Origin of the sequence: Variovorax sp. CAN15 (genome assembly GCF_030462475.1) — a bacterium.
Lineage (GTDB): Bacteria > Pseudomonadota > Gammaproteobacteria > Burkholderiales > Burkholderiaceae_C > Variovorax.
Genome location: NZ_JASMRZ010000022.1, coordinates 65421 through 78177, shown reverse-complemented (window position 1 = coordinate 78177; position 12757 = coordinate 65421). Strand labels below are relative to the sequence as shown.

Sequence of the window (12757 nt, the reverse complement as noted above, 5' to 3'; positions counted from 1 at the left end):
TTCATGGCCGGAGCTCCTGTGGTTGCTGCAATGACGCAGTTGGGCGCATTCTAGGTGGCCGCAAGAGGGGGTACCGGAAAAACCGTATGCGGGGTGTTCCCAACCCCTGAAGGCACTCCAGGTGGCATGGCCGTTATGCTCTTGGGTTTTCACGCAAACTGAGCTCATCCCATGAAGACCAAGTCATTCCTCGAACTCGCCGACGTCAAGGCCATTGCCGCAGCCGCCGAGGCCGAGGCTCTCAAGAACAACTGGGCGGTGACCATCGCGATCTCGGACGACGCCGGCAACCTGCTCTGGCTGCAGCGCCTGGACGGTGCCGCGGCGCTGTCTTCGCATATCGCTCCCGCAAAGGCTCATACGGCAGCCATGGGCCGCCGTGAAAGCAAGGTCTACGAGGACATCATCAACGGCGGCCGCACGGCGTTCCTGACGGCGCCGGAAGTGCAGGGCCTGCTCGAAGGCGGCGTGCCGATCGTCAAGGACGGCCATGTGATCGGCGCGGTCGGCGTGAGCGGTGTGAAGTCGAATGAAGACGCGCAGATCGCCAAGGCTGGCATCGCGGCACTCGGCCTCTGAGTTTTCTCCGCACAAAGCAAAACGCCGACTTCGAGGTCGGCGTTTTAGTTTGGGCTGCTTCAGCGCGGAAAAAAAGCTTGGCTAGTCGGCGAACCGTTGGCTAGCAAAAAACGACCCTTCGGAGATGAATCTCCTTGAGTCGCCCCACGATGAAACTTGCGCGAAGGGCGGGCTGGATGACTTACTTGGTCAGGATCAGCTTGCCGAGTTTGGTGGCTTGCAGCCGATAGAGGGAGCCGTTGTGCATGATGCCCACGGTCTTGCTTCCTTTCAGAAGCTCCGTGCTTTCGAGCATCGGCACCGGACGCGTTGCCTGGATGGACGCATGACCGCCACCCGACTGGTCGAGCGAAGGATGGTTCAGAACAGAAAAGGCATTCGGTGTGGCTGGCATCTGGAGTTCCCTTATCGAAGCGATGAGTGAATGATAATGATTCGCAAATAGAAGTCAATCGCCGCGATCAACTTTTTTTGCTTGCTGTCTTCCTTCGCGTCACTTCGCGTCCGGTTCCGTGACGAAACCGATCTTGCGCACGCCGGCTTCACGGGCTTCCGACATTGCCTTCGCCACGCGCTCGTAGCGCACGGCCTTGTCGCCGCGGATGTGCAACTCGGGCTGGGGCTCCTTGGCGGCCTCTGCTGCAAGACGGCCGGGCAGTTCGCTGTCGTCGATCTTCTGCTCGTTCCAGTAGTAGGTCCCGTCGGCCGTCACGCTGAACATGATGTTCTGTGGCTTGGGCTGTTCCGGCTCGCTGGTGGCGCGCGGCAGGTCGATGTTGACTGCGTGCTTCATCACCGGCACGGTGATGATGAAGATGATGAGCAGCACCAGCATGACGTCGACCAGCGGCGTCATGTTGATCTCGTTCATCACCTCATCGGGTTCGTCTTGTGTTCCGAAGGCCATGATGCTCAGCCCTTCTTGAGCGGGACCACGATGGCGTCGCTGCTGCCGCTTTGTACTCGTGCGCCGGTCACGAAGTAGGCGTGCAGGTCGTGGGCGAAGGCGTTGAGCTTGGTCAGCACGAACTTGTTGCCGCGCACCAGTGCGTTGTAGCCCAGCACGGCAGGAATCGCCACCGCGAGACCCAGCGCCGTCATGATCAGCGCTTCGCCGATCGGGCCCGCCACCTTGTCGATGGTCGCCTGGCCTGCCGAGCCGATGCTCATGAGCGCGTGGTAGATGCCCCAGACCGTGCCGAACAGGCCGATGAAAGGGGCCGTCGAGCCGACCGAAGCCAGGATCGCCAGGCCGGTCTGCAGGCGGGCGGTGAAGGCGTCGATGCCGTTGCGCAGGGCGCGGGTGATCCAGTCGCTCACGTCCAGCGCATCGTGCAGGTGGGCCTTGGTGTTGCGGTGGTGGGCAGCTGCCTCGCGGCCTTCCAGGGCCAGTGCGCGGAAGGGATTGCTGTCGTCCTTGCCGAGCTTGTTCAGCGCGGTGGCGAAGTCTTCGCTGTGCCAGAAGTCCTGCGAGTGCTTCGCGAGGCGCTTGTAGCGGATGACGTCGAGCGCCTTGACGATGATGACGATCCACGACGCGAGCGACATGCCGATCAGCAGCACCGCCACGGCCTTGGTGACGAAGTCGCCCTGATTCCAGACGTTCATCAAGCCGAATTGAGAATCCATGCGTACTACTCCAAAAAATTACTGGGAAAGATTGAACCGGATGGGTGCCTTCAGCATGTAGACCGTGGCCTCGTTGGCTCCGGGCTGCTTGAATGGCGTCACTTGCGAGGACATCAGCGCTTCGCGCGCGGCCTGGTCGAGCCGCTCGTAGCCGCTGGACTTGAAGATTTCGGCCCGCTTGGGAATGCCTGCGCTGTTGAAGTACACGGCAACGACCACGACGCCGGATTCGCCCAGGCGCCTGCTCATTGCAGGGAAGACGACGCGGGGCTCACGCACGTACTGCGTCTGGCCTTCGCTGACCTCCACCAGCTTGGGCGCCGGCGGTGCGGGAGGCGGCGCCGGCGGCGGTTCAGGAGCGGGCGGCGGAATGGGGGCCGGAGGAGGCGGGGGCTCGACACTGCCTGTCGGCGCGTTGGGCGCCGGGGTCGGCTTGGGTTCCCGGATCGCCTGGGGCCGCGGAGGCGGCGGCGGCCTGACCACCTTCTTTTCCGGCGGCGGGGGCGGAGGCGGCGGGGGAGGAGCCGGCTTGGGGGGCTCCACCAACTGGCTGATGATCTCCACCGGGATCACCACTTCGGCCGCACGCCGAAGCAACCCGCTTTGAAGCGCCCAGAGCGCAGCCGCGTGAAACAGGACGACTCCCCCGGCAATGAGGACATTGCGCGAAAGGCCGAAGACGGAAGGAGGGGGGGCGAAGCGGTCAGACACGATCAACCATTCGAATGCGGGCACCGCCAAAGGTGCCCCGATTGCAGCAAAACCGCTACGAAGACGCCACGGGCGCTACTTGCGAAAGATCCACCAGGCCGAACCAGCGACGAGGATCAGGCTGCCGCCGATTGCCGAGACGAGTTCCATGCTTTGCTTTCCTTGATGGAGTTGGCAAGCTGGATCGCCCTCGGACCCGATTCGCAGCTCAATGCGGCGACCGGGTGCGAAGCACTGCACTGCGCGACGATATCGCGCGCACAACCTTCACATTGGCCACACTGGGTGGCGACGCCGAGTTCGAACTGGACTTCGTCGAAAGTCATGCCCGCGCGCACATGACGTGCGATTTCGCGGTCGGAGACTCGGCGGCAGACACAAACGATCATGGCGGTGAAAGCGGCAGTTGGCTGGCTGTTGGATGGAGCGATTATAAATAAGAATCCATCGCATTCACAATAACTATGTGTTACCGATTCATGCAACACCCGGTTGCCTGAGTCAGACTTCGGACCAGAGCCGCAGCAGGTTGTGGTAGTGCCCTGTCAGCGCCACGGTTTCCTCGCATTCGCCAACGCGGGCACGCAGTTTCTGGATGTTCTGGTCCAGCTCGAAAAGCATGCCGCGCTGCTGATCGTTGCGGACCATGCTCTGCAGCCAGAAGAAAGAGCAGACACGCGCTCCCCGCGTCACCGGGTGGACGCGATGCAGGCTGCTCGCGGGATAAAGAATGAGATCCCCCGCCGGCAGCTTCACTTCATGGGAGCCGTAGGTGTCGATCACCTCCAGCTCGCCTCCCTCATAGTCCTCCGGATCGCTCAGGAAGAGGGTGCACGACAGGTCGGTGCGCAATTGCTGCCCGCCGCCGGGCAAGGCACGCACCGCGCCGTCGACATGAACACCGTAGTGCTCGCCTCCCTCGTAGCGGTTGAAAAGCGGCGGCACGAAGCGCGACGGAAGCGCTGCCGAGAAGAAAAGCGGATTCCTCGCCAGTGCCGCCAGCACGATGCCGCCCAGCTCCTTGCCGACCGGCGAATGTTCCGGCAGCTGGCGGTTGCGCTTGACCTGCGCTCCCTGGGCGCCGACCGTCTCGCGTCCGTCGGTCCATTGCGCGGCGTCGAGCGCGGCACGCATCTCGCGCACCTTCTCGGGGCTCAGAACTTCGGGCACATGAAGCATCATTTTTCAGGAACTCCGCCATGAGAAACGCCCCGGCGCAGGCCGGGGCTCGAGTGTCGCACCGCACCGGGCGAAGCCGGCGCGCGCAAGAAGGCCGTCAGAACGCGAAGTTCGCAGTGATCTTGGCCGACCGGGGAATGCCTGGCGTGTAGCGGTAGCCGCTCTTGTTGATGGCCGCCACGTAGTCCTTGTTGAACAGGTTGTACACGTTCAGCTGGATGTCGATGTTCTTGTTGATGCGGTAGGAGGCCATCGCATCGAACACCCAGTACGAGTCAACGTAAGCCGGCGTGCCCACGGCACCGTCGGTGCCGCGCTGCAGCTTGCCGTTGTAGCGCGCACCGCCGCCGAGCGTGAGGCCGAACGGGAACTGGTAGGTGGTCCAGAGCGTGAAGGCCTTCTTCGGCGTGTAGGCGAGGGCGGTCGAGCCGTCCGCCAGCACCGACGGACCGCTGAGCACGCGGGTGTTCATCGTGGTGAAGCCCGAGCTCACGCCCCAGTTGTCGGTCAGCGCACCCGACACGCCGAGCTCGATGCCCTGCACGCGCTTCTTGCCGGTCTGGAAGTACTGCTGCGTGACCGAGTCCTGCACGACCTCGTTGCTCACGTCGGTGCGGTACAGCGCCGCCGTCAGGGCCACGCGCTTGTTCATCACGTCCCACTTGGTGCCGAGTTCGTAGGTCTTGGCCTTCTGCGGGAGGAAATCGGTGCGTCCGGCGCTGTTGCCGGTGCCGCCGGCGGCCAGCTGGAAGTTGGCGCCGCCAGGGGGCTGCGCGGCGGTGCCGTAGGCGGCGTAGACGCTGCTGTTCTCGGTCGGCTTGTAGACCAGACCGATCTTGCCAGACAGCAGGTTGTCCGACAGCTTCAGGTTGGTCGGCGTGATCGTCGACGTCTGCGGGCCATTGCCGGCGCGCGCCAGCGTCAGGGCGGTGGCGTTGTAGGTGGTCGAGTAGTGGTCGTAGCGCAGGCCGGCGGTCAGCTGCCATTGCTCGTTGAATTTCAGCGTGTCGAATGCGTACAGGCCGATGGTGTCGGTGCTTCCGTCCGAGCCGGTGCCGTTGGCGATGCGGTTGTAGCCGCTGACGTACGGGTTCGGGTTGTACAGGTTGGCGGCAGGCCACGAACCGGCCGCGGCCAGCGTGGTGCCTACGGTCGGGTAACCGGCGGCGTAGTAGTTGTTGGCTGTCTGCTTTTCGCGGATGAACTCGAGGCCGCCGTTGAACGAGTGGCTGATGCTGCCCGTGTTGAACTTGGCCGACACGCTCGTCTGGTTGGTGAAGATCGTGTTTTCCTGGTCCTTGTTGGTGGGCAGGTTGCGCGTGATCGTCCAGCTTGAGGGGATCGTCGGTATGACCGTGTTGATGAAACCCGAGTTCACGGCGGGCAGCGTGCCGTTGTAGACATTGGTGTTGCCGACGCGAGTCGCTGTCAGGCCGCCGCCCATGAACGACGTCAGCATGTAGTCCTGCGAGGTCTTGCTGTAGCGCGTGGTGTTGCGGATGGTGATGTCGGGCGTGAGGTCGTGCTCGATGCGTGCGGTGAACATGTCGGCCGTCACGTTGTCGAAGTCCGAGCTGGTTCCGTAGAAGTTGCTCGAATCCACGCGAGGCGCGTAGTTCAGGTAGGTGCGGCGGGCCAGGCCGCGGTTGATCGCGGTGGCGTCGGGCGTGGTGTAGCCCGGCAGGCCGATGGTGGGCACGCCGCCGTCGGGAATGTTGTTCTGCTTGACGTGCAGGTAGTCGAGGAAGATGCGCGTCGGGCTGTTCAGGCCAAGGGCGATCGAGGGTGCGATCGCTTCGCGCTTGTTCTTGACGAAGTCGCGGCCGGCCACACCGGCATCTTCGACCACCGCATTGAGGCGGAAGGCCGCGCCGATGCCGTTGGCGCCGCTCAGCGACTTGTTCCAGTCGACGCTGCCGCGCTTGAAGTCGGCGCTGCCGAAGCTCAGCGAGCCGAGGAAGCTGTCCTCGAGCTTGGGCTTCTTGGTCACGAGGTTGATGTAGCCGGTCGGCGAGGTGCGGCCCACGTCGGTGCCCGACGGGCCCTTCACGACCTCGACCTGCTCGATGTTGAACATGTCGCGCGAAACCGAACCCAGGTCGCGGATGCCGTCGACGAAGATGGCGCTGGAGCTGTCGAAGCCGCGCATAAAGACGGCGTCGCCCGTGTTGGTGTTGCCGTTCTCCCCGAGAAAGAAGGTGCCCACGCCGGGAGTGTTGCGCAGCGCCTCGGTCAGCGTGGTTGCGCCCTGGTCGCGAATGATCTGTTCCTTGATGACCTGGATCGTCTGGGGCGTGTTCACCAGCGGCGCGGTGAATTTGGGGTTGGCCGAGTTGTCGGCCTTGTAGTCGCTCACGGCGGTGTCCTGCACGCGGACCTCGGGCAGCGTGCCGCCTGTCTGGGCAAGAGCGCCCGGTGCCGCAATGGCCATCAGGGTTGCGGCGGCGGCGCCTGAAAGATGTGGAACTGCACGCGAAACGGGGTGTTTGCGGCTCTTGATGTAGGCCATGAAGTTTTCTCCGAAAGGGCGGGCGTCAGGACTCGACTGGCGATGTCCGGACGACCTGGATTCCTTGGAGAAACACGAGGGAGGACTGGCTGGGTGAGTCGATTTGCGGATTTGCGCAGATCGGAGCAAATGATATTGGTTCTCAATACTAAAATTAACACCCGAACGAAACTAACCCGAAAGTCGTGTCGGTTTCGTTGCGGCACAGCAACGCGATCGAAGTGGCCGGCCTCTTAGTAAACGTCTCGCCGGTAGCGGCCGCTGGCCGCAAGCTCGATGAGCTGCGCCTCACCCGCGATCTGGCGCAACGCCGCGTCCACGCCCGAAGCCATTCCTTGAAGGCTGCCGCAGACATAGATGGCGGCGCCATCGTGCAGCCACTGCAGGAGGGTGTCTGCCGATTGCAGCAGCTGGTGCTGCACGTAGAGCCGGTCGGCCTGATCGCGCGAGAACACCATGTCCAGGCGCTTCAGCGTTCCGCCGGCCTGCCATGCCTCGATCTCCTTGCGATAGAGGAAGTCGTGCGCCGCCTGGCGCTCGCCGAACACCAGCCAGTTGTCGTGCCTGCCCATGGCCGCGCGCGCGCGCAGGTGCGCGCGCAGCCCGGCAATGCCAGTGCCGTTGCCGACGAGGATCAGCGGACGCGCTTCGTTGCCGTCCAGGCGGAAGCCCCGGTGCTCCCGCACGCGCAGCCCCACCGTATCGCCGATGCCGAGGGTGGATGTGAGCAATCCCGAAGCCGCGCCGAGCATGCCGTCCGGATGCCGTTCCTGCCGCACGAGCAGCTGCAGTTCGCCGTCGGCATGCACCGAGGCGATGGAGTACTCGCGCGGGCGCTTCGGATCGCTCGCGACCGCCACCTGTGCAAGATCGCCCGACGCCCAGTACGGCAGCGGCCCGCCGGCTTGAGGCACCAGCCCGAGATGGAAGACGGGCCAGCCCGCGCTGCCCGGATTGAGATGCTCGCGCGAGACGAGCCGCCATGGAGCGAAACCCTCGCCTTCGGATGCGGGCGAGTCCCCCCAATGCGCATGCCATGCGGCAAGCGCCGCCGGATCGCTGTTGTCGACCTCGATGCGATCGAATTCGCGCCTGGCTCCCGCAGCCTGCAGCCACTCATCGAGCGCACGGCCGAAGCCGCAGAAGTTGGCGTATTGGCGGTCGCCGAGCGCCAGTACGGCGTAGTTCAGCGAAGGCAGTGCCGGCGATGAATTCATCACCCGTTCGGCGAACGCACTGGCGCCGTCCGGTCCATCGCCTTCGCCATAGGTGCTGGCGATGAAGAGCGCGCGAGGGGCGGCTGCAAGAGTCGACCGATCGAGCGCGTTCAGTTCCATCACGCGCGCCGGCGTATTCGCCGCACTCAGCTGCCGAGCGGTCTGCCATGCGACGGCCTCGGCCTGGCCCGTCTGGCTGGCGAACAGCACCAGAACCGGAGCGTTGCCGCTGCCCGCAGATAGCGCCGCCGAATCGCGCGCGGCTTCGGCCTTGCGACTGCGCTCGCGCAGATAGATCGACGCACAGAGCGCTGCATACGCGGCCACGGTGGAACCCGCGCCCAGTGCGCGCCAGGCGAAGTCGTTCATGTTTCGGCCGCTGCGGGCCAGGCGCGCGTGGTCTTCGCCTCTGGCGSCGGATCGCCGGGACTCACGAACAGCGCCGCGATCCCGTGCTGCTGCGCGAAGTCGAATCCTTCTTGCGGCCCGAGCACCGTCAGCACGGTGGCGAGCGCGTCGGCCTGCATGCATTCCGCGTGCAGCACGGTGACGCTGGCCAGCGCGTGCGCCACCGGCTCTCCCGTTCGCGGATCGATGGTGTGCGACCAGTGGCGTCCCTCATGCGAGCGCCGATGCCACCGGTCGCCCGAGGTGGCGATGGCCATGTTCCAGAGCGCCACGCGGCGTGCGACGGACGGATCGCCGTCGACGAGTACTTGCCAGGGCTGGCCTCCAGGGCGCTTCCCGATGCCCCGCAGTTCTCCGCCGACTTCGAGAAGCGCATCGGCGATGCCCAGTGCGCGCAGCGCGTCGATGCCGTGGTCCACCGCGAATCCCTTCGCGATGCCCGAGAGATCGAGCGCTGCGCCCCCGGGCTGCAGGAGCGAGCCTTCTGCTTCATCGAACGCCAGCCGGGACCAGCCGACGCGCCCGCGCGCCACGGCCTGCGCGGCCGCGTCAGGCAGAGCCGCTTCCGCCGCTTCCGGCCCGAAGCCCCAGCACGCGACCAGCGGACCCACGCTCGGGTCGATCGCGCCGTCGCTTGCCGCTGCCCAGCGGAAGGCGCATCGCATCACCGTGGCGAACTCCGCCGGCAGCACATGGCGCGACCCGGCCTGCGCCCGGTTGAAGCGGCTGATGCCGGAGTCCTGCTTCCAGTGGCTCATCTGCGCGATCACGCGGTCGAGCGCCGATTCGACGGCCGCCCGGACCTCCTCCAGCGGCAGCATCCGCGGATTGTCGAAGCGCAGCGACCAGGTGGTGCCCATGGTCTCGCCGCCCAGCTGCTGAAGCGTCGCGGGATCGGCGGGGCGCGGGACGGCCGCGTTGGCATAGCCGCCAGCGCGCCAGGTGCTGAACGAAAGGCCCAAGGAGGAAGTCCGGTCTATTTCCGTTGCCGCCTCAGGGCATCACTTCGAGCGTCGCCGCGTAGCTCAGGCGGCGCTCCTTGGCCTGCGGCACCGTGGTCTTGTTGTCCTTGGTGCTGGCGTCGAGCCAGTACATGCCGGCGCTCGGCCAAGTCACGCTGAACTGGCCCTTGTCGTCGGTCTGGAGCTTGATTTCCTCGAGCTTGTCGCGGTACTGCGTGTTGCCCGCCGTCACCGTCACTTCGAGCCCCTTGGCAGGCTGGCCGTCGAGGTTCAGCGTGAAGGTGGCCTTTTCGCCCTTGACCAGGTCGGTCGGGCTGCCAGTGGCGATCAGCTCCAGGCCCTGGCCGACCGGCCTGAGCGCGGAGGGCTTGCCGACCGTCACGAAGGTCTCGATGCGGCCCGAAGACTGGGTGACGGTCACGTCCTGCGCGTCGGCCGGGATTTCCTTGCCGATGGTCTCGGCCGTGCCGCGTGCGCGCTTGGTCTGGCCGGTGGCCTTGTCCTTCCAGCTCGCGAAGGCGCCGGCGTTGATCACGGCGATGCGATAGGTGCCGGCCTGCGCCACGCTCACGTCGAACACGTTGCGCAGCTTGAGCCTGGCTTCGGTCTCGGGCTTGACGGTGCTGCCGTCGGGCGCGGTGATCTGCAGGCCGTCCAGGCGCAGCGGCGCGTGGTTGGCGACGAACAGGTCGTTCGACACCGCGGCGTCGACCGTCACGGTATCGGCCTTGGAGAACACGGTGGACGAGGGCAGCAGCCAGGCGTTGTGCGCCTGGGCGAGCGATGCGGCGGCCGACAGGGCGATGGCGATGGAAGCGAAGCGCAGATTGAAGCGGGTCATGGCGGTTCCTTTGTGATGTGGCGGGCTGGTCGTTGAAGGAAGAAGATCAGGGCTTGAGTTCGAGCCTGATCTCGCCGAGTTCTTCCTTGCCCGTGGCGGTCGGCTGCGCCGCTGCCGTCGGGGGCCACTGGAAGGGAATGCTCACGACCTCGCGGCCACCGACTTCGCGCGCGGCCTCCACCACGAGCTTGTAGGCGCCAGGAGCGAGCTTGGGCATGGGAGCCGTGCCTTCGGTGAAGCTCAGCTGGTGCTTGCCGGCGGGCTTGGTCGCGCCCGTCACGCCGTCGACCGGCACGGAGAGCTCGCGGCCGCCGCGGCGCCACCACTGGCGCATGTCCTTCAGCCACTTGGTGCCTTCGCCCTCGGGGTTGTTGGTCTTGGTGCGCACGTCGTACCAGACGGCGAGCGTGCCGGCGACGGTGTTGTCGGCGCGCTCGATCCAGGTTGCCACGTACGGTCGGTGGTACTCGGAGACGTTCAGCCGGGGAATCTCGATGTTGACCGCCAGCCCCGACGCGAAGGCCGGAGCCGCGAACAGCGCCGACATGGCCAGCGGTGCGAGTGAGTAGCGAACGTGCACGTGGAACCTCTTTCCTGGATCTGTACGGATCGATTGATTGGTTGATGAACGAAATCAGTGAATGAACAGCAGCGCGAGCAGCACCGGCACCACAAGCCCCATGCCGACCATCGGCCAGGTGAACGGCCGGTTGCCCGCATGCATCTTGAGAATGAAGAGCCCGGTGATCGAGAACACCAAGGCCGCGCCCGCGAAGATGTCGATGAACCAGCTCCACGCGGCGCCAGTGTTGCGGCCCTTGTGGAGGTCGTTGAGATAGGAGAGCCAGCCGCGGTCGGTGCGCTCGTATTCGATCTCGCCGTCGGTCAGGCTCAGGCGCAGCCAGGCGTCGCCGCCGGGGCGGGGCAGCGACAGGTAGATTTCGTCGTCGGACCATTCGGCCTCGCGGCCGGCGGTGGAGATGTCCCAGTGCTTCTGCACCCAGGCCTGAAGCTCAGGGGGCGGGGGAGCCTTGCCCTTGAGGGCCTTGGCGGCGGGCAACTGCTTTTCGAGCTGCGCGCGCAGGGCGTCGTCGATGGAGCCGTTCAGCTTGGTGACGACCGGCTTGGCTTCGATCTGGCTGGCGTGGTTGAGAGTGAAGCCCGTCACGCTGAACAGGATCATCCCGATGAGGCAGATGGCCGAGCTCACCCAATGCCATTCGTGCAGGGTCTTGAGCCAGTAGGCACGGCGGCGGTTGTCGGAGCGGATCGCAGTCATCGAAGGCGCGGATTCTATCCGCGCGAATGAGAATGACTGTTATTCGTGGCGGGTTAAGTTACGTAAAGCAATAAAAAACGGGACCGAAGTCCCGTTTGGCTGTTGGTCGCGAAGCCGGCCTTATTCCAGCTCGCCCATCTGCGACTGCAGGTAGTTCTGCAGGCCGACCTTGTCGATCAGGTCGATCTGCGTCTCGAGGAAGTCGATGTGCTCCTCGGTGTCGTCCAGGATCTCCTGGAGCAGGTCGCGCGAGACATAGTCGCGCACCGATTCGCAATGCGCGATGCCGTCCTTGATGGTGGCCTGCGCGCCGGTCTCGGCGCCGAGGTCGCAGCGCAGCAGTTCGGGCACGTCTTCACCGATGTTCAGCTTGCCCAGGTCCTGCAGGTTCGGCAGGCCGTCGAGCATGAAGATGCGGTCCATGAGCTTGTCGGCATGCTTCATCTCGCCGATCGATTCTTCGTATTCCTTCTTCGCCAGCTTGTCCAGGCCCCAGTGCTTGAGCATCCGGTAGTGCAGGAAGTACTGGTTGATCGCGGTCAGCTCGTTCTTGAGCTGAGCCTGCAGGTGTTCGATGACTTTTGCGTCGCCCTTCATGGTTTTTTCCTTGTTCTGAAAGCCGCGATTGTCAGAGGCGAAAAGGAGTGCTTGCAAGCAATCCCATGCTGTGCCGGTCTGCATGCGTGTGATGGTGATACACGTTCGTATTGATGATGTGTCAAACGTATTTCGCAGCCATCGAAAACATAGCGAGTCCCAATACTTTTAATAGATGATGGCTATGAATATTGGTCGATTGGTAGTTATACTCATGGCTCGCCCTTATCTTTGTTCACTCGCAGCACCCAAGGAATCAACATGTCCCTGATCAACACCCAAGTCCAGCCCTTCAAGACCCAGGCCTACCTCAACGGCAAGTTCATCGATGTGTCCGACGAGACGCTCAAGGGCAAGTGGTCCGTGCTGATCTTCATGCCGGCGGCATTCACCTTCAACTGCCCGACCGAAGTCGAAGACGCGGCCGACAACTACCCCGAGTTCCAGAAGCTGGGCGCCGAGGTCTACATCGTGACCACCGACACGCACTTCTCGCACAAGGTCTGGCACGACACTTCGCCGGCCGTCGGCAAGGCCAAGTTCCCGCTGGTGGGCGACCCGACCCACACGCTGACCAACGCTTTCGGCGTGCACATTCCCGAAGAAGGCTTGGCACTGCGCGGCACCTTCGTGATCAACCCTGAAGGCATCATCAAGACCGCCGAAGTGCACTCCAACGAAATCGCTCGCGACGTCAAGGAAACCCTGCGCAAGCTCAAGGCAGCCGTCTACACCGCCGCTCACCCGAACGAAGTGTGCCCGGCCAAGTGGAACGAAGGCGACAAGACGATCGCTCCGTCGTTCGACCTCGTCGGCAAGATCTAAGCGCCCCGCGCGAAAGCCCGG

General features: G+C 64.4%; 15 protein-coding genes. 2 read left to right on the top strand and 13 right to left on the bottom strand.

The window, feature by feature from the left end:
* Positions 1-171: 171 nt before the first annotated feature.
* Complete coding sequence (locus tag QMO14_RS16270; RefSeq protein WP_019655898.1) at positions 172-579, top strand: heme-binding protein; 408 nt, start codon at positions 172-174, stop codon at positions 577-579.
* A gap of 181 nt (positions 580-760) precedes the next feature.
* Here QMO14_RS16270 and hemP read toward each other — a convergent pair whose 3' ends face one another.
* The 13 genes from hemP to bfr all read right to left on the bottom strand — a co-directional run bounded on the left by hemP (position 761) and on the right by bfr (position 11911).
* Positions 761-973, bottom strand: coding sequence for a hemin uptake protein HemP (gene hemP, locus QMO14_RS16265; protein ID WP_019655899.1), 213 nt, complete (start codon positions 971-973; stop codon positions 761-763).
* A 99-nt stretch (positions 974-1072) separates the two neighbouring features.
* Positions 1073-1486, bottom strand: coding sequence for a biopolymer transporter ExbD (locus QMO14_RS16260; protein WP_301508338.1), 414 nt, complete (start codon positions 1484-1486; stop codon positions 1073-1075).
* Between the two features lie 5 nt (positions 1487-1491).
* On the bottom strand, positions 1492-2208 hold the full coding sequence (locus QMO14_RS16255; protein WP_301508337.1) for a MotA/TolQ/ExbB proton channel family protein: 717 nt from the start codon (positions 2206-2208) through the stop codon (positions 1492-1494).
* A gap of 18 nt (positions 2209-2226) precedes the next feature.
* On the bottom strand, positions 2227-2943 hold the full coding sequence (locus QMO14_RS16250; protein ID WP_367618159.1) for an energy transducer TonB: 717 nt from the start codon (positions 2941-2943) through the stop codon (positions 2227-2229).
* A gap of 92 nt (positions 2944-3035) precedes the next feature.
* Entirely contained in the window at positions 3036-3308 is a 273-nt protein-coding gene (locus tag QMO14_RS16245) for a bacterioferritin-associated ferredoxin (RefSeq protein ID WP_019655903.1), read from the bottom strand.
* Between the two features lie 112 nt (positions 3309-3420).
* A complete protein-coding gene (locus QMO14_RS16240) occupies positions 3421-4101 on the bottom strand; it encodes a Fe2+-dependent dioxygenase (RefSeq protein ID WP_301508333.1) in 681 nt (226 codons plus the stop codon).
* A gap of 94 nt (positions 4102-4195) precedes the next feature.
* A complete protein-coding gene (locus QMO14_RS16235) occupies positions 4196-6607 on the bottom strand; it encodes a catecholate siderophore receptor Fiu (protein ID WP_301508332.1) in 2412 nt (803 codons plus the stop codon).
* A 233-nt stretch (positions 6608-6840) separates the two neighbouring features.
* Complete coding sequence (locus QMO14_RS16230) at positions 6841-8193, bottom strand: sulfite reductase subunit alpha (protein ID WP_301508331.1); 1353 nt, start codon at positions 8191-8193, stop codon at positions 6841-6843.
* A complete protein-coding gene (locus QMO14_RS16225) occupies positions 8190-9194 on the bottom strand; it encodes an FAD:protein FMN transferase (protein ID WP_301508330.1) in 1005 nt (334 codons plus the stop codon). Before QMO14_RS16225 ends, QMO14_RS16230 begins: the two co-directional genes overlap by 4 nt.
* A gap of 31 nt (positions 9195-9225) precedes the next feature.
* Entirely contained in the window at positions 9226-10035 is an 810-nt protein-coding gene (locus QMO14_RS16220) for a DUF4198 domain-containing protein (protein WP_301508329.1), read from the bottom strand.
* A 46-nt stretch (positions 10036-10081) separates the two neighbouring features.
* Complete coding sequence (locus tag QMO14_RS16215) at positions 10082-10582, bottom strand: DUF2271 domain-containing protein (protein WP_301508341.1); 501 nt, start codon at positions 10580-10582, stop codon at positions 10082-10084.
* A gap of 87 nt (positions 10583-10669) precedes the next feature.
* Positions 10670-11314 carry a PepSY-associated TM helix domain-containing protein gene (locus QMO14_RS16210; protein ID WP_301508328.1) on the bottom strand — a complete coding sequence of 215 codons (645 nt, stop codon included), beginning with the start codon at positions 11312-11314 and terminating at the stop codon, positions 10670-10672.
* A 120-nt stretch (positions 11315-11434) separates the two neighbouring features.
* A complete protein-coding gene (bfr, locus tag QMO14_RS16205; RefSeq protein WP_126025887.1) occupies positions 11435-11911 on the bottom strand; it encodes a bacterioferritin in 477 nt (158 codons plus the stop codon).
* A gap of 261 nt (positions 11912-12172) precedes the next feature.
* Between bfr and ahpC the strand changes: the two genes are divergently transcribed.
* Positions 12173-12736, top strand: coding sequence for an alkyl hydroperoxide reductase subunit C (gene ahpC, locus QMO14_RS16200; protein WP_007830764.1), 564 nt, complete (start codon positions 12173-12175; stop codon positions 12734-12736).
* Positions 12737-12757: the final 21 nt, after the last annotated feature.